The organism is Belliella aquatica, from assembly GCF_014637795.1.
GTDB lineage: Bacteria > Bacteroidota > Bacteroidia > Cytophagales > Cyclobacteriaceae > Belliella > Belliella aquatica.
The window spans coordinates 138,858-157,377 of sequence record NZ_BMFD01000009.1; the positions used below are offsets into that span (position 1 = coordinate 138,858).

General features: G+C 36.0%; 13 protein-coding genes. 8 read left to right on the forward strand and 5 right to left on the reverse strand.

Going from position 1 to position 18,520, the window contains the following annotated elements; all coding sequences use genetic code 11:
- Positions 1 to 2 precede the first annotated feature (2 nt).
- From IEV57_RS13285 to IEV57_RS13295, 3 genes are all read right to left on the reverse strand, one after another.
- Positions 3 to 1,703, reverse strand: a complete 1,701-nt coding sequence (locus tag IEV57_RS13285) for a peptidase domain-containing ABC transporter (RefSeq protein ID WP_188443532.1) — start codon at positions 1,701 to 1,703, stop codon at positions 3 to 5.
- The gene (locus IEV57_RS13290) at positions 1,693 to 2,373 is read right to left on the reverse strand and encodes a TetR/AcrR family transcriptional regulator (protein ID WP_188443533.1); all 681 of its coding nucleotides are present in this window, start codon (positions 2,371 to 2,373) and stop codon (positions 1,693 to 1,695) included. The genes IEV57_RS13285 and IEV57_RS13290 overlap by 11 nt, the downstream gene beginning before the upstream one ends.
- A 109-nt stretch (positions 2,374 to 2,482) precedes the next feature.
- Positions 2,483 to 3,001 carry a hypothetical protein gene (locus IEV57_RS13295; protein WP_188443534.1) on the reverse strand — a complete coding sequence of 173 codons (519 nt, stop codon included), beginning with the start codon at positions 2,999 to 3,001 and terminating at the stop codon, positions 2,483 to 2,485.
- A gap of 160 nt (positions 3,002 to 3,161) precedes the next feature.
- Between IEV57_RS13295 and IEV57_RS13300 the strand changes: the two genes are divergently transcribed.
- The 7 genes from IEV57_RS13300 to IEV57_RS13330 all read left to right on the forward strand — a co-directional run bounded on the left by IEV57_RS13300 (position 3,162) and on the right by IEV57_RS13330 (position 11,634).
- Positions 3,162 to 6,407 carry a TonB-dependent receptor gene (locus IEV57_RS13300; protein WP_188443535.1) on the forward strand — a complete coding sequence of 1,082 codons (3,246 nt, stop codon included), beginning with the start codon at positions 3,162 to 3,164 and terminating at the stop codon, positions 6,405 to 6,407.
- Positions 6,408 to 6,541: 134 nt separating this feature from the next.
- On the forward strand, positions 6,542 to 7,219 hold the full coding sequence (locus IEV57_RS13305) for a Crp/Fnr family transcriptional regulator (RefSeq protein WP_188443536.1): 678 nt from the start codon (positions 6,542 to 6,544) through the stop codon (positions 7,217 to 7,219).
- Positions 7,213 to 8,238, forward strand: coding sequence for an alpha/beta hydrolase (locus IEV57_RS13310; protein WP_188443537.1), 1,026 nt, complete (start codon positions 7,213 to 7,215; stop codon positions 8,236 to 8,238). The genes IEV57_RS13305 and IEV57_RS13310 overlap by 7 nt, the downstream gene beginning before the upstream one ends.
- 590 nt (positions 8,239 to 8,828) lie before the next feature.
- On the forward strand, positions 8,829 to 9,389 hold the full coding sequence (locus IEV57_RS13315; protein WP_229744449.1) for a YciE/YciF ferroxidase family protein: 561 nt from the start codon (positions 8,829 to 8,831) through the stop codon (positions 9,387 to 9,389).
- A 180-nt stretch (positions 9,390 to 9,569) separates the two neighbouring features.
- Positions 9,570 to 10,142 (forward strand): hypothetical protein, encoded by a 573-nt coding sequence (locus tag IEV57_RS13320; RefSeq protein ID WP_229744450.1) that lies wholly within the window; start codon positions 9,570 to 9,572, stop codon positions 10,140 to 10,142.
- 176 nt (positions 10,143 to 10,318) lie between these two features.
- Positions 10,319 to 10,840 (forward strand): DUF4142 domain-containing protein, encoded by a 522-nt coding sequence (locus IEV57_RS13325; RefSeq protein ID WP_188443538.1) that lies wholly within the window; start codon positions 10,319 to 10,321, stop codon positions 10,838 to 10,840.
- A gap of 233 nt (positions 10,841 to 11,073) precedes the next feature.
- Positions 11,074 to 11,634, forward strand: coding sequence for a helix-turn-helix domain-containing protein (locus tag IEV57_RS13330; protein WP_188443539.1), 561 nt, complete (start codon positions 11,074 to 11,076; stop codon positions 11,632 to 11,634).
- A 126-nt stretch (positions 11,635 to 11,760) separates the two neighbouring features.
- Here IEV57_RS13330 and IEV57_RS13335 read toward each other — a convergent pair whose 3' ends face one another.
- The gene (locus IEV57_RS13335; protein ID WP_188443540.1) at positions 11,761 to 14,919 is read right to left on the reverse strand and encodes an AsmA-like C-terminal region-containing protein; all 3,159 of its coding nucleotides are present in this window, start codon (positions 14,917 to 14,919) and stop codon (positions 11,761 to 11,763) included.
- Between the two features lie 193 nt (positions 14,920 to 15,112).
- A complete protein-coding gene (locus IEV57_RS13340; protein WP_188443541.1) occupies positions 15,113 to 16,204 on the reverse strand; it encodes a 6-phosphofructokinase in 1,092 nt (363 codons plus the stop codon).
- A 97-nt stretch (positions 16,205 to 16,301) separates the two neighbouring features.
- Between IEV57_RS13340 and IEV57_RS13345 the strand changes: the two genes are divergently transcribed.
- Positions 16,302 to 18,404 (forward strand): M28 family peptidase, encoded by a 2,103-nt coding sequence (locus IEV57_RS13345; RefSeq protein ID WP_188443545.1) that lies wholly within the window; start codon positions 16,302 to 16,304, stop codon positions 18,402 to 18,404.
- The last annotated feature ends 116 nt before the right edge of the window (positions 18,405 to 18,520 follow it).

An 18,520-nucleotide genomic window follows, 5' to 3' on the forward strand; every position in this document is an offset into this window, starting at 1 on the left:
GATTAAAGATTTTTATATTCGAAGTAAGCTTGACTTGGACCATCAAAGGCGATTTTCCCATTGCTCAACTCAATAATTCTTGGTGCTTTTTTCAATAGACTGATATCATCTGATACCATAATCGTCGTCCAGGGCCCATCAAGAATATAATCAGATACTCTTTGTTTCACTTTTTCATCAAAATAGCTAAATAACTCCTCTAAAATAAGCGCCTTTGGAGCACCGGCGAGACATCTTGCCATAATGATTTTACTTATGATTTTCTTGCTGAGTCCTTTTCCTTCAGGCATCAATTCAGTATCCATATCATCTTTCAATGCATAGATATAGTCCTTCAAACCAACCAACTCAATAATACTCCTGATTTGTTGATTATCGACATCTTTACCTAAAGTAATATTTTCATAGATCGTACCATGGAAAATAGATTGATGTGTCAAACTATCCCCAATGAAACTTCTAAATTTATCTAAATTCATCGTCTCGATCGGAAGTCCATTTACCAAAATTTTCCCTTTATAATCCGAATACAATCCAGCAAGTAGGTACATTAAAGTACTTTTCCCGCTGCCACTTGATCCTGTTAATATGACCTTTTCACCTGTCTTTAATTCTAAAGAAACGTTATCCAAAATGTTGAATTGTGTGTCTCTAGATTGATAGATGACATTTTTCATTTTGAATTCTAAACCTTTGAATTCCTCTGATAATGATTTGTCAGTTCCGTCTTGGTTCTCAACCGGCAAATCTAAAATTTGACCAATTTTTTCTGTAGCTGTAAGTGTATCATAAACTGTCTCCAAGGTCAAAATGAGTTTTTCTACTGAGTTTACTACCAAAATAATAATGATCTCAGCGGCAACAAATTGGCCAATACTGATTTCATTATTGATCAATAACAAACTACCTGCAACTAGAAGAGAACAAACAATTAAAACCTTAAAAGCAATAAGGACTTTGTATTGAAAAATCAAAATCGCAAAATGCTTATTTCTAAACTCAACATAAGACTGCAGCAATTTGTCAACTCTCATAAAAGGGAGTTTTGATGTTCCTGCCAACTTAAATGTAGCCATCGTTCTGCCGATTTCTTCAAGCCAATACGCAACCTGATACTTTGAGGTAGATTCATTAAGAGATGTTTCCATCCCTCGGGGACTCGTAAAGTAGAAGATTAATATCAATAAGGAAATCAAAATAAATCCGAATATGATAAAGAATGGATGGTAAAAAGCCAACAAAATAAGACCAAAGAATACTTGTATAGACGCTGCCGAAAAGTCAATTAAAATCTTCGCCATCCCTTTTTGAAGGTTTATGGCATCGAAGAATCTATTTACTAAATCAGGAGTATGCTTATTTTGAAGGGAATCAAGTTTCAACCTTGGTAGCCTGTAGGCAAACCCAAAACCTGCCTTTGTGAAAATACGCTGTTGGAGTTTTTCCGTCAAATATAATTGACTGATCTGCAAGTACCCCCCAAAAGAAATACCCGCACCGACCACGACAACTAAAAGGACCCAAGAAGTACTTATTCTACCACCTAAGATAAAATTTAGGATGGCTTGGATTCCCAAAGGCAAACTCAAAGAAACTAAACCATTCAAAATTGCATAAAAGTAGATGGCATACACCTCTTTACGCTCTTCATTTAGAAATCTAGCAAATCTCTTTAAAGGTGTGAGTGCTAATTCAATTTTCATTTTCTATTGCTTTAAAGACCAGTTTTTGAAAAAAATCCACTCTTTTATTATCCAAAGGATGAATTTCAGTGAGACTTGGTATGTGTTCTGAATAATAAGATTGCAATAAACTTGATTCCATGATAGTAGAAACAAGCGTTTTTGGGTATTCGTAATTTGGGTTTATCTCTAATATAATCGCAGCGATCCGCTCTCCAAATCTATTGTATAGATTAAAGAAACCGTTTTTATAATCTTCGTCAACTTCTTTGGTAAGGTAAGCTTTTGTAGATTCATCTATCAATACTCTTTTGAGACAAATTGGGTCAATGTAATTATTCACCTTATAAATGGGTCCCTGAACTAGGATCTTTATTGCAAGCAATAATCGCTCCTTCGGATCTTTTAGATTCAAAGCACCTAAAACCAAATTTTGCTCTAAGAATCCCCAATACCATAAGGTTAAAAACAACATTAACTTATGCTTATTTTCAAAATAGCGATAGACCGCAGTTTCAGTACAACCTATTTTGAGTGATAATTTCTTAAAAGTAAAATGCTCCAAACCAAGCTCTGGTATCAAATGAAGACTGCACGTGACAATTTCCTTACCTAAATCTGAACTAAACGGATCTTTTAAGTAGATATTTTCATTGATATCTACTCGCAAGTTCTTAAGGATTTTTTCCATAATTTCATTTAAAAACATATCCTTAACGGTGCCAATTTTAAAAAAGTTTAGATTTATAGCTTTTTTGTTTGTAATACAAACAAAAATTTATTTCAAAGCAAATTCTGACTTATTGAAAAGCATACCCTACACCTATTCCGACCCACAAAGGCCAAAATCCCTTCGTGTTAAAAACTGGATTTAGATTCATTTTCCATGTCAAACCACCTTCTCTTGGCAATAACCTATAGCCAAAATTCAATACCCCAATAGCATTTGGGGAACCATTGAAGGGCAAGATAAATTGTGTAAAATCACTTCTCGAATTAGGTTTTGAACTTCCAAAAGCTAAAAAAGTCATACCGCCTCCCATTTCGAAATATCCAGGGCCTTTTCCATACAACCTATTAATCAGAATTGGCATGGAGAAAAACTTGTCTCCTTCAAAAAAAGCATAACCACCAACACCTAATCTCATTCCCCAACTATTTATATTAGTTTGGTCAAATCGAAAATCATAATTGAACGAATAGGGAAGTCCTGCTCCCCCTAGCTCCACATATACTGATCTATAAGGCACATAATCCTGAGAATATGAATGAGTGCAAAATAAAATAAGTGTTAAGGTGATTAATATGAATTTTTTCATTCTCGAAAGATAAGAAGTCAAAATGCTTTTGAAAAGCAATCATAAAGCTAATATTTTCTAAAAGTTAAGAATAGATTAACATTATATAATTGTCGTATTACGACAATTCCAAGCTCTGTGCTGCTAGTAGATTTGAGCATCAAAACACAAATCTTCTATTATGAAAAAAGGATTACAATTCTTAAAGATCGGAGTTTTCAGCATTATTTGGCTGTATAGTTCCATTGCAATTGCTCAAAATTCATCAGGCTCGCTTTTCGGGGTAATACGGGGTGAAAGTGGTGAAACTTTACCGGGAGCCAATATCCAAGTAAAAAATGAAGCTACAGGCTTCACTACTGGAACCGTTGCTAATTTAGAAGGAAGATATCAGCTCAACCAACTTCCGTTAGGTGGACCTTACACTATCGCAGCATCATTTGTTGGTGAAGGTAGTGTAATCAAAAAAGGCTATATGCTCAATTTGGGAGATCAAATTAGAGTTGATTTTGATTTAAGAGACGGAGATGGTGAATTAGAAACAATCACTGTAACCGCTTCAGATTATGCACCAAACAGAGTTTCTCCTATCGGAGGTGCTACAAGGCTTGGTATCAATGAAATAAAAAATATGCCAACAAGCGGAAGAAGTTTCCAAGATTTGGCGAACCTCGCTCCTACTACTGCTCCAGGCACATCATTAGCAATCGGCGGAACAAGAGAAAGTTCAACTTCCATCACCCTTGATGGTGGAAATCAAAGATTTATGATGAATGGTGGATTGATCTCTCAATACACTGTGTCCATGGAAGCGATCAGAGAATATGAAGTCACCACAAACGAATACAGCGTCAGAGAAGGCCGTCAAGGAGGTGGGGCAATCAACGTGGTTACCAAATCTGGAACAAACGAATTAACGGGATCTGCATTTTTTTACAATAGAAATAAAGCATTGACAGCTGACCAAGATTATATTGGAAGACCAATAAATGACTTCAATATCAATCAATATGGTTTTTCACTCGGAGGTCCTATTATCAAGGACAAACTTCATTTTTTCACTGCTTTGGATTTTGAAGATAGAAGTGAGCCATTTGCCATTATAGATGTCAGAGATTCACAGACAGAGCGATTGGAACAAATCACACAGCAAAACCTGGATAGATTTATAAATATTCTAGAGGATCAATACGGACTAGATCCTAATAGACAGCAAACAGGTTTGTTTACTAGAAAACCAACCAACAGAACAATCTTTGCAAAATTGGATTGGCAGATTAATAAAATTCATAAACTTACTTTCAGAAATAACATATTTTGGGGTGGTAATGAATTTGTAATTGGAGGTGATCAAACGGCATTAGCAGATTCAAGAGGTGATATCGAGATTTTTGGACTCAATAGTCAATTGGGCTTAAGGTCTACTTTCTCTCCAAAATTGACAAATGAATTTAAAATTCAATATTTGAGAGCACAGCGTGATTTTGTGGCAAGATCATTTGCTCCTAGAGGTTTCGTAGGGATTGAATCATTCCAAGAAGACGGAACAAGACTATTTAGACAATTTCAGTTTGGTGGAAATAGAATTGCTCCAGAAGAACAAGGCGAAAAGCAGTTTCAACTCGTAAACACAACTTATCTTCAAACTGGAAAGGTTTTTTGGACTTTTGGAACTGATAATTTAATCACTTTCACAAATACACTTAATACCAACGAGCAAGGTGGACTTTTCCAGTTTGCAAGTTTAGATGCTTTGGAAGCCCGTACGCCATTTCAATACAGCAGGTTAGTTCCTAACAATCCAGAAGGAAGATACACCCCAAAATTGAAACAAACCGCACTGGATCTATCCGCATTTGTACAAGCAGAATTGAATTTCACTAATAAATTCAGTGGTTCTTTAGGTTTACGCTGGGACGCTACAGTATTCATGACAGCTCCAGAGTACAATCCTCTGATAGAAGCTGAGTTAGGCAGAAGAACAGATGTAGTTGCCAAAGACTACAATAATATTCAGCCAAGATTGCAGTTCACTTATGATTTCAATGAAGATCAGAAGAACGTATTAAAAGTTGGGTTTGGTGGATACTCTGCCAACATTGTACACTGGGCTCAATTGAGTAACATTCTACAATCAGGTACACAACTGACAGATTTATTGTTAACCGGTGCATCAGTCCCAACTCCAAATTATCCAAACTACATTCAAAATCCTGAATCTGTTCCTGGTGTTCCTGTGGGTGGCGAAGGAAGATCACCCTATATCAATCTGATCGGTGAAAATTTTGAAGCACCATATACTTGGAAAGGTAATATTGCTTACAGAAGATTCTTGACAAATGAACTTTATTTTGGTGCCAATGCATATTTTGCAAGAACGGTGAATAATTATAGATATCAGGATCTAAACTTGAGAAATGAATTTGCTTTTAGACTTCAAAATGAAGGAAATAGAGGTGTATACGCAGATCCAAGTCAAATTAGAAACGTAAATCTTGCCTCTCCTGGAGTAGTCGTATATCCAATCAATCCGTCAGTAGTCAATGCTAATCCAAACTTGGGAAGAGTATTGGAGTTGAATGGTGATTCAGACATTTGGCAAAGAGGTATTGTATTTGAATCTGGATACATCTTCCGAAGAGGTGGTTCAATCAGTGGATCATTTACTATAAACAGAACAGAAGACAATAATTCATATAACTGCTGTATTGCAAGAACGTCTGTTACGACTGCTATTTTTGATGATCCAAGAGATTTACAAAACAATCGAGGCGGTGCAAACACAGATTTTAGACATAAAATAGTGCTTTTTGGTACCTCTCCTTCTTATAAGAACATGACTATATCAGCGAGATACGTTGGTCAATCAGGTACACCATGGTCACCGCTAGTTTTTGGGGATATCGTAGGTGATGGAGCAGGACTCTTGATCAATGCAAACAAGAGAGCTTTTATTTTCGACCCAGAAGCGATCAGAAATACAGCTGGAATCACTCCATTTGAAACCCTAATTGCGGACGGTATGGATGTTGTCCTAAGCAATCCGGATAATATTGCAAGAGGGTTATTAATAGATAATCTGGGTGAAGTAGCACCAAGGAATGAAATTTATAATCCTTTCTGGCATAACGTCGACATCAGATTTACTTACAGGTTAGATAATTCTGTGATAAAAGGTCTAGGTAAAAGTAATGTAGAGTTCATTGCTGAAGTTTTCAACTTCACCAACTTACTCAATAGCGACTGGGGTGGTGCTGCCGTGGTCCCTGGAGGAAACCAAGTCTTACTTCAAACACTAGGTTTAGATCCAATAGCAACACAGCAAGGAAGACCACAATATGCTTACAGAGTGAATCCTACTTTTGGAGAAACTGTCAAAGCTAATCCTCCTTACCAAGTACAACTTGGTTTGCGCTATACATTTTAATTGCTTCTGCTTATTTGTATCAAAAAAGGTCTATGAAATTCATAGGCTTTTTTTGATATAAAATAGAATGGTCACATTGGGATAATCATAAGGTAATGAACCAATGCTAATTTTATGGTTTAATCCGATTAATTATGCCAGAGCAATTCAAATTTCAATTACTTGTCAGAACTATTGTTGAAATTGGTCATCAAATCAAATCCATACATCTCAACCAGCAGAATGAAATCAAAGAAGGGATAGTTTTTGTGGAATCAGGAATAGCGAAGATCTATGGGATAAATGAAAAAGGAATCAAAATAAATACGGACCTAATATTTGAGGGGGAGATATTTAGAGTTCAAAATGGAAATTATCTTTCAAGAGACAATTTTTATTTAGAAGGATTGAAATACTCACGACTGATCTATATTGAAACCGAACAACTGTCATCTTATGAAATGGAATTTTTACCTGAAATTCTTATGAAATGCTTCAATGAAAGGCTCAAAAGAATTCATCAGCAAAAAGTTCGAAATTATGATTTAGACCTTCAAGAACGTATTTTCTATCTTCTTTTTGATTTTTGTTTGATCTTCGGCAAACAGAGTGGAAGTCACATTACAATGCCCAACTATTTTACCCATGATGATTTGTCCAATATGTTGAGGACTTGTAGGCAAAATATCACTTCTTGTCTTAACGTCCTCAAGCGTGATGGAATCATTAAATATGATCGAAAAGAAATTAAAATTGAACGATCTATCTTTGAAGAAAAAAAAGTCAAATATCTTAGCCAAATAAAGAAAAACAAAGTCCTCGTACCATGCTAAAAAAAATACTTCCCGCGATCATGGCAATCGCCATTATTCTTGCCTTTACTTGGATTCTTGGTCCTAAAGCTACAGTTCAGAATCTATCGGGTGAATACCCTTCCGTACCCTCAGATTTTTCAGCTTTAGAGAATTACATCGCACAAAAAGAGGATACTGTCAAAGGTCTTAAACCTGGCAATGAAGCAAAAATCATTTGGGCAGACTCAGTTAATAAAAGTAAAACCCCATACAGTATCGTCTATATCCATGGTTTTGGTGCTAGCGAAATGGAAGGAAGTCCAGTTAACCGTCTTTTGGCAGAGCATTTTGGATCCAACCTTTACCTTGCTAGACTCCCCGAACATGGGATTGACAGAAGTGACGCTATGAAATATATGAGTGCAGAAAAATTGATGCAAGGCGCTAGAGAAGCTTATATGATTGGTAAAAGCTTAGGAGATAGTGTAATTGTAGTCGGTACTTCTATGGGTGGTGCATTGTCTATCAACTTGGCTTCAGAGAGACCCGATATGAAAGCATTGGTACTCTATTCTCCAGCTGTAGGTGTCAATGGTGATATGCTAGATCAATTTTTTCAACCCTGGAGAAAGTTTATATTTCAGAACTTCATGCTTGACAATGGCATGAGAATGAACCCTAGAGAAGGTGAAAAAGCAAAATATTGGTCCGAACAATATCATGTCAATAGCTACGAGAGTCTAGCTGTATTGATCAAAAGTACCATGAATGATTCAACATTTACTAAAATCAAACAACCTCTATTTCTGGGCTATTTTTATAAAAGTGATAAGGAACAAGATTTCGTAGTATCAGTACCGAAAATGCTGGAAATGTATGATAAGGTAAACACACCAACCCAGTATAAAGACAAAAATCCTTTCCCTGAATCAGGAGATCATGTAATTGCTTCTGCTATAACTTCTAAAGATTGGGAAGGTGTATTGAAAAGTACGATTGATTTTTTAGAAACTGTAGCCAACGTTAAGCGCAATCAAGAGTTGGTACCTGTTCAATAAATTTTAGCTAGACTCACTATTTCTGAATCTAAATTCTTTAACATTTTATTACACGATTATCCGCAATGACACCAATACCTGATTTTATCACAAATAGTCTTGCGGATAATCGTTGTTTACGTCACGTCACCAAGATTATTAGTCGATTTTAATCAGTTCATCAATTGCTTTTTAGCCAAAAAACTGAATTTGATTCTTGATCAAAAAGTCTGTTTTTACGCTGTTAATCCTTGATAGATAGGACTTAAGATATTCACCTTTAAATTTTTTCATATATACGAAAAACCCTTTTGCATACAGAAATATGGGAATCATGTAATTTTTTTAAAAAATTTCATAACACAATCCTACTCATTGCTTCCCACCTTTGTATCATCAGAAACTACAAAATGAAAAGAAGCTTTTTCAAGCTCTTGCTTTTTGGAAATACGATTTCTGAAAGATAAATGTATTTGTGCCGATGTTCAAAACAAGGCAAATGGTTAAGGGCTGCTTATAAAGCATGGAAGAGAAAGATTCAACCAGACTTTAATAGTAAAGCAGATTTTTAGTTCTACAACACTTGAATTTCAACTTTAACCCATACCACTGTGGAAAATACAAAAAACAATTCTCAAACATTTTCTAAAGACTCCGAAAAAAAAGTAGCAATGAAAGCCTCTCAATTGATGCAGCTATTTGAAGATAGTCTAAAAGATATTTATTGGGCTGAAAAAGCATTATTGAAAGCACTTCCTAAAATGATTCAAAATGCTACTTCTAAAGCACTGAGTAAAGCGCTGTCTTCACACCTTGAAGAGACCGAAGTACAAGTAGACCGTTTGGAAAAAGTTTTTTCAATGATAGAAGTGAAAGCAACCGCAAAAAAATGTGATGCAATGGAAGGGTTAATCTCTGAATCGGTAGACATCATGGAATCATGTGAAGAAGGATCAATGCGAGATGCAGCAATCATAGCTGCAGCACAGAAAATTGAACATTACGAAATCGCTACTTATGGCACTTTAAGACAATTTGCTCAAACGCTAAAATTGACGCAAGTAGTAGAGATTTTAGAAAAAACTCTTCAAGAAGAGAAGGAATCCGATCTAAAATTATCGGAAGTAGCAATGGATGCGATCAACATAGAAGCGGCTGAGGAGGCTGCATGAATAAAATAAGATGAACACAATATTTAAAGGTCTTATAGCAGGCTATGGTGCAAAAAAATTAGGAGGTGGATGCTTTGGGACAATCGTTGTCTTCATCATCATATTCCTTCTTTTAGGCCAATGTAGCTAAAAATGTGCAATTTTTAAAAATCAAACTAACCAATACTTAACCACAATAAAATGGAAAATGTACGCAATGATAATCAAAGCCAGAACTTAAGTGATGGTAGGAATTCTGACAAAAGGGTCTTGACAGGTATGTTCAATGACCGTGAGAGTACAGAAAAAGCATATAATACGCTTCACGAAAGAGGCTATTCTGACGAGGAAATCAACCTCATCATGTCTAAGGAAACAAGAAAAAAAGACTATGATGAAACTGGTACCGAAAAAACAGAAATAGGTACTAAGGCTGCAGAACATGCCGGTAAAGGGTCTGCAATTGGAGGATCCATTGGTGCAATCGCTGGAGTTATTGCAGCAATTGGCACAAGCGTAATCATTCCTGGGCTTGGGATTTTGGTCGCAGGACCATTAGCAGCAGGATTGGTTGGTGCGGGTGCAGGTGGTATCACTGGAGGTCTTATTGGTGCCCTAGTCGGTGCTGGTATACCTGAGGCGAGAGCTGAATTATACGAAAATGGAATAAAAGAAGGTAATGTAGTCATCTCTGTCACACCAAAAAATGAAGAGGATGCCAAATATCTAGAAGAAAACTGGAGAACCAATCGCGGAGAGGAAGTTCACTGGTAAAATCCCAGTATTTTTTTCAGCAGGGGATAGAAATTATCCCCTGCATATTGATTCAATTAAACCAACTAATAAACAATACTATGAAAACTATCATGAATCTAAATTCAATTTTTGTCTATTCTTTTTGTCTGGCGGGCCCAATGTTTTTCGCATCATCTTGCTCAGAAAATAAAAGAATGGATTCTACAGAAGTAGCAAAACAGGAGAACATTCAGCGAATGACTTCCAATGAAAATACCGCAATAGTAATAGATAATGAAAATGATGCGAAATTTCTAATGAAAGCTACCGAAATGCAATTAGAAAAAATCAGCTTAGGAAAATTAGCACAACAGAAAGGAAACTCAGCTGAAGTGAAAGCATTTGGAAAGATGATGGAAGATGAACACAATGCATCTCTGACTGAAATCAGAACTCTTGCTCAATCTAAATCTATATCAATTCCAACGACTGTATCAGAAGATTCAAAAGATCACTATGATGATCTTAACGAAGAAACTGACAACGATTTTGGGAAATCTTACAGCAAAATGATGGTTGATCAACATGAAGATGCTATTGATTTATATGAAGATGCCATCGAAGATACAGAAGATCCTAAAATCAAGGCTTGGGCAACGAAGAAACTTGCAACCTTAAGGACACATCTTGAGCGTGCAAAACAATTCAAGGATAAGAATGATAATTTGAATTCTTAATCTATCAGACTAGTATAAAGTAGATCTATTCCAACGACTAATTTCAGAAGGAACAAAAGAAAAGGAGTAATTTTTTTATAATCTAATCTCAATTTTTTTGGTGCAGCAGACTGGTTCTGCTGCGCCTCTTTTTAGTCTAAGAGTACCTACTTTATAAAGGTTAGAATTATTTAAGATGCTTATCAATTTAACCATTGTGGCAAATCAGTACCCACTAATAATTTTACGAGTATATGAAGATCTATGTAAAGAATATGGCATGTGAAAGCTGTAAAGTTTTTGTAATTAATACCCTTGAGGAACTTGACATTTCAACCGTGAAGGTCGAATTGGGTGAAATTGAAACCAAAGAGGATATTACCTTGGAAAAAAAGAAAGCGCTAAATACTAAGATTAAAACTGTCGGCCTAGAGCTTTTGGAAAAGAAGCAGGGAATTTTGGTGGAGCAAATCAAAAAACTCATGATCGAGTATGCATGTAAGTCAGAAAAAAAGCCAAACATAACCTTTTCTGTTTACCTCAGCCAAAACATGAACAACAGCTATTCCTATCTGGCGAATTTCTTTTCGGAGGTAGAAGCCACAACAATCGAACAATACATGATATCTATTAGAGTCGAAAAAGTAAAAGAGTATATTGTTTTTGGAGAGTATACACTCTCTGAGATTGCAGACATACTTCATTATAGTAGTGTTGCTCATCTTTCTACCCAATTCAAAAAGGTAACAGGCCTGACTCCCTCCTATTTCAAAGCATTAAAAGAAAAACGAAGAGTGTCTATTCATAGCGTATAAGAGTTAACCAAAAAATCAGCCTAAAAAATGAATAAAGAACTTTGATTTCAAGTACTAAAACATTTTTTACACCAATTGGAAACACACTATTCTAATGTGTTTCTAACTAAGGAAAACATGTGCACATCAATTCTTATCGCGTTTTAGGCTGATTTTATAATCTTCAGGAGTACCTTTCATATTGATATTCACAAATCTGATCCTTCGATCTTGATCTCTGAAGACGATTGCATCTTCTTGATCTGGGTCGATTTCGTTTTGATTTTTCCCTCCAAAAAGTGATCTAAATCCTACTTGAGTTACCATCGCAAGAGGTACACGAATAAAATAATCCATATTCAGATCCAAACTTTGCTTTCCTGAAAGTTCAATAAAGCCCAAACTTGAGTTGATATTCATTTTTGGAATGTTAAGTACTCCCCCTTTCAGTTCAAAAGTATTGCTCAGTGTATCAAAGCGGACATTCTTAAGATTTCTATCTCCAAAATAGGAGGACATTGCATCCAAAGGTGCAAAATTGACCAAACTACCCTGAAAAACAGTCAAATCCATCTTGGCTTCTGATTTTTCTATAATAGGTGTGAGATCTTGATGAACTAGAAATTTACTAGTGATCGTTCCACTGACTTTTCCATGAAGGTTTTCATTGATCATATAATCCTGACCAAAATTCTCAAATTTGAATAAGAGTTTATCCAAATCAAGCTTATCTGCTTTCATTTCGCTATGAAAATATATTTCTTCAGGATTTGAACCATTGAAGTAGCCTTTGATACCAAGTTTGCCATCCGCCGCACGCAGACCTAGTGTATCCACGTACAAATAATGATTTGTGGTAGTTCTCAGTTTTCCTTGAATATCTTCAAGCCAAAATTTATGATAATTCATTCGTCCTATTTCAGCTTTGAAATCCATATCTGAAAAAGGCAATTGAAACACATTAAACGAATCTTGATGATTGGTCTCGACTTCTATACTTTCAAAACCCATCAAAGCATCTAAGTCTAATACCTTTGATTTGATATTGAAATAATTCCTTTTTGGCTTTACCCCTTTTAGTGAATCTTTGCTGCCAAGAAAATAGCCTAAATCTATATTGAAATCTGAAACTCCCATTTTTCCTGAAAATTTCTCCATCGTGAGATAATCATTCTCATAATGAACTCTACCCTTGAAATCTTCTAGTTTCAGTGGGTGAACTTTCAACTTTCCGTCTAATTCGGTAAGATAAAAATCTGCTGATTTGAACACCTTCTCGTAATGTAGGTCAACTTTCCCATGTAGTTTCAAATCGGTAATCGTCTCCTTGCTGTAATCTTCAGGAAGATAGTTCACACCATTATAACTCAATAAATCACTCAGCTGAAGCCTCTTGGATAGTAAATCAAATTCAAAACTTGAATCACCACTTTTGACATCTTCAAACCATTTTCGATAATTATCAACTCGGCCAGTAAATAAAAAATCACTCTCATCAATCTCACCCTTGAAATCCTTCACGATCAAATGCTCTTTTTCAATAAAAATATCTGCATGAAAATCATGCAATCGGTGTGGGTAGTTTTTGAATTGTGCATAAAAATCCTCAATGAAAAACTCTCCTTTAGGCAAATGTTCGAAGTCATAAATTTCCTTACCTGTAGTTTCAAAAGCTAGCTTAATTTCAAAGTCGGTAATCACTTCATCAATTGCAAAACTACTTGAATCAGATTGAATCAACTCACTTAAATTCAATAATTTAGAATTCGATTTAATTTTAGCAATTAGCGGTCTATCATTTTGATGAAGCAAAACTGGAAAATCATTCAACTCGCCAGAAAATGAAAAATCAGATACTCCTAATCTAAAGTCTAAAGATTCTAGAACTATTTTGCCCCTACGCATATAAGCATAAGCATTTGCTTTGGTGACAGGCAGATGATAACCTGGGATTTGTAAACTTAAATCTTTTAAAAATAACTCTGTCTGAAGACTACTTTGTGCACCACCTATAGAAGAAGTAGTCAAGTCCATGTCAATCAATTCATCAAAATCCATGTCCAAAATCACCTGACCTTGAATACCTCGAAGGCCTTCAATTTCAAAAAATTCTCCTAAGAATTCCAAATCTAAATCTGCATTTAGATTTATTTTGATAAATGGATCTTCAAAATTTCTGATCGTCATTTGACCTTGAAAAATTCCCTCTTCCGGTTTGGCATGAAACCGTTGTAATTGTATCTCCGATGTTTTCAGACTTCTTTCCGAACCATTTGTATAAAAACCTGAGAACCGCAGTTCATCTACTTTCTTCTGTATCCCTGTATTCAAGAAGTATGCATTATCCGCACCAAACTCTACAGAGACAGCTGGACTTATTCCATCGCCTGTTTTACCATTTATGGATCCAATAAAATATATTTCCCCTTCATTTTTGTACCTCTTCAAGGTTTCTCCAACCTCTTTTGGAAGAAAAGCTGCAAATATGTTGAAATCTGGTTTTTCGCCATTAAACTTAAGATCTAAATCAAAACCTTCCTCTAAAATTTCTACTTGTCCTGATAGTGCTAATAAAGCGTCTTCTAATCCGACTTTAGATGGGGAAATTTTTAAATTCTGCTCGGACTCAAAGTAATCAAGAGTTAGATCAAGAAAAACTTTCTTATCTGCAAAAAATGTATTTTCTCCATCCTGATCTAAATCAAAGACCATATCTGAAATCACATCCAAAAAAACATGATCGTCTGAAAACTTTAGAGCTGTCTTTAATTGGTCAATATGAAAAACTAAATCTCTCGACTTTGATAAATCTGAATAGGTTATATCAAATTTGTTTAATTCAACTCCTGCTAATTCAAACTTAAATTCTTCAGCATCTTCTTCTTTTTCATCATCAGATATCCCTTTAGCCAAAAGTAAATTAATATCTCCATTCTCATATTGAATCAAATCCAAATGACCATTATTAATTTTTAGCTTCTTAACATTATACCTTCCATTTAGAATATCCCAAATATTGAACCCCAAGTAAAAATCCTCGGCCTCGTATATTGGTTTTGAGTCCATAGTTTTAGACTCATAGAATTTGATATTTTTCAAATCTATGGAGATATATGGAAAATTTGCAAATGGAGAAATGTATGAATCTTCTATCGTAAGAGCACCAATAAACTCTTCATTGATTTTCAATAAAGCATCTTGTGTAATAACTTTCTGTTTAGAATAAATTATCGCAGCAGAACCAACAAAAAAGAGTACTGGTAACAATAAAAATAGGGATAGATAGATGATTTTTTTTCTTGACATACGCTAATTTTCTCTTCAATACTAAATGTCAAAAATAGTGCAAATGGTTTCAGTAATCTTAGCCTTTTTTAATCTTTCAAGAAAATTAATCGAAACTTAAGTCAATGGATACTCAATAAAGACAAAGTAATCCGCAGCAGCTCTAATTAAAATGGCAGTAAATTTTACGAAGTAAATAGTAAAAAGACTGTTATTAATCTCCAAATGACATTCCCATTGCCTTAGCTCCTTTTACTAAAAAGCTTTCTGGATTTACAACATTATAGTCTTTCACCGCTTCTTCTAAACTTACCGAACAATAATCATTGTTTTTGAAAGAAACCATCTGTCCAAACTGCTCATTTTGAACCAGTTCAAAAGCCTTCACCCCAAACATAGTTGCTAAAACTCTATCATAACTTACAGGTGTGCCTCCTCGCTGAATATGACCTAAGACAGTTTCTCTGATTTCAGGCTTACAACCAGCAGCTTTAAGTTCATATGATAACTGATAAGCAACACCTCCAAGGCGGAGATGTTCGGACACTGTTTCTCTTTCCGATCCTACCACATTGCCACCTTTTGCTTTAGCTCCTTCTGCGATCACGATATTGACAAAGCCTCTACCTTTTTCATATCGGCTATCTATCTTCTCTTTTACTTTTTTGATATCATAAGGGATCTCTGGAATCAAACAGATTTCTGCCCCTCCAGCTATTGCTGTATGCAGAGCTATCCATCCTGCGTCACGTCCCATGACCTCCATGATCATCACACGATGATGACTTTCTGCTGTCGTGACGAGTTTATCGAAACTATCTGATGCAATCTGAACAGCAGTCTGAAATCCAAAAGTTGTATCGGTTGCTGAAAGGTCGTTGTCAATAGTTTTTGGAACGCCAATGATTGGAACGCCTAGATCAAAAAGGGCTTTAGAGATTTTTTGAGAACCATCTCCTCCAATGTTGATCACTGCATCGAAACCAAGTTCCTTGATTTTTTTTGCCAACACGTCTGTTCTGTCTTCAAAAATAATATTGCCATTTTCATCCTGAACAGGAAACTGAAGAGGATTTCCTCGATTTGTGGTTTTTAAAATCGTACCGCCTTTTACATGAATTCCTCCAACTTTAGCTTTAGTGAGTTTAATGATTTGAGTGGGCTCTGCCATCACTCCATTGAATGCTTCAATGCTTCCATAAACTTCCCATTCTTTGGTTTTTTTTGCAGTTTTAAAAATCCCTCTGATCACAGCATTCAATCCTGGACAATCTCCACCTCCAGTACAAACAAGTAATTTTTTCATGTCTTTTATATTTACTATTTTCCGATTAAAGAATTATTACATTAACATAAAGATAGGATAGATATATTTGTTTACTTACGATCCAAACAAAATAATGATGAAGAATAAAATACTCTTACTCAAATTATTCATCTGTGCAGGTCTCATGGGTAGCCTTGAAGCACAGCAACTAGATGGTTTTCAAAAGTCTTCACAGTCAAATCAATTGACTTTAGAAAAGGACTTTTTGAATACTGTCGACTTTTCAAGATTTAAGAAACACCTGACTGCAATTACCTCAGACCCACACCCTGCTGGATCATTGGCGAATGAAAAAGTCAAAGATTACATTGTGAAAACAATGAAAGATGCTGGATTGGACGTAAAAGTGCATCCTTATGACGTATATCTCTCCAAAGAACCAGGGGAGTCATTGGTAGAAATCGTTAGACCCTTTAGACAACCACTCAATCAGCAAGAAAATATAGAAAGTGAAGATCCATATTCAAATCATCCAGACTTATGGAAAGGCTGGAATGCTTTTTCTGGTAGCGGCGATGTAACCGCTGAAGTAGTCTATGCCAACTATGGGACCAAAGCAGACTTTGATAAATTGGAAGAAATGGGTATCGATGTCAAAGGAAAAGTGGTTTTGGCAAGATATGGAGGTAACTTCAGAGGTTTCAAAGCAAAATTTGCTGAAGCAGCTGGAGCGATTGGTTTGCTTATTTATACCGATCCTGGAGATTCTGGCTACATGCGTGGATTGACTTATCCCGATGGGATTTTTTACAATGAGTCATCTATTCAAAGAGGTTCTCTGCTGACAGTGGATTGGACTGGTGATGCTCTGACACCCTTCGAGCCGGCTTTGCCTCTGGATGGAAAAGAAAAAATCAAGCGTCTTGACCCAGAGAGTGTAGGATTACATACCATTCCAGTAACTCCAATCCCTTATGGCTCAGCCAAAGAAATTATGGTTTTGATGAAAGGAAAACCTGTACCTAATGGTTGGCAAGGCGGATTGCCATTTACTTATCGTTTGGAAGGGGGAAGTGAGCTTCAGGTCAGAGTGAAAGTAGATCAAAAAAGAGAGTATGTCCGAGCAAATAATGTGGTCGGAACACTCAGAGGAAGTGAAAATCCTGATGAATGGGTAATCTTAGGCTGTCACTTTGATGCTTGGTCTTTTGGCTCAACTGATCCTAACAGCGGAACAGCCATGCTTTTGAGCTTAAGTGAAACGCTCGGGAAATTAGCCAAAGAAGGTAAAAGCCCAAAAAGGTCCATCCTCATTGCTCATTGGGATGCTGAGGAGCATGGTGTGATTGGTTCTACTGAGTGGGTGGAGCATTACCGTGAGGAATTACAAGCCAAAACAGTGGCTTACATCAACTTAGATGCGGCTGTATCTGGGAGAAACTTTGGAGCATCGTCTTCTCCTACTTTGAAGAAAATCATCATGGAATCTGCCAAAGCGGTAGCATTTCCAGATTCAGCTAAGACTGTTTTTGATGTTTGGGCAAAAAACCAGCCCGAGCCAACTATCGGCAATCTTGGTGGCGGCTCGGACCACATTGCATTCTATATGCATGCAGGCATCCCGTCGATGAGTGGTGGAGCGAGTGGCCCAACACTTTATCATACCAATTATGACAACTTGCATTTCTACGAAAAATTTGCTGACCCTTCTTTTAAAATGGGTGGGGCTGTAGAGCAACTAGTTGGAATCATCAGCTTGAGACTTGCTAATGCAGAAGTCATTCCCTATCAGACAAGTCGCTATGCCAAAGACCTTGCAGGACATTTTACCAACGCTGTCAATCAGGTGAAGAGGTTTGACTTAGGATTTTCTGGATTTTCTAAATCCGAAGAGGCTATTACTATGCTTCAAGAAAGCAGCAATAATTTAGATGAAAACATCTCAAATAAACTCAGTAATTCATCGATGGATTCAAAAGCCCTAAAAGGGATCAACAAAGATTTATTATCACTCGAAAAGTCATTTATTGATACCAAAGGAATGTATTTTGGAGCTTGGTATAGATCACTTTATGCTTCCAATGATCCATTTAGCGGTTATGCATCATGGATTCTGCCAGGCATTCAATATGAGATAGAAATGAAATCCTCAGATAGACTTCAAGAATGGGACGAGCGCTATGCTGCTGCTATCTTGGATTTGAAAAATAAGATTGATAAGTTAAATAGTAAACTGTAAAATCCGCTAATTAGATCTAATGGTCAAAAATAGTTGGTAAAAACCCTGTAACGTATTGATTTAAAATTATTTACAAAAACCTTATTGAAATCAGTTTCAATAAGGTTTTTTTGTTT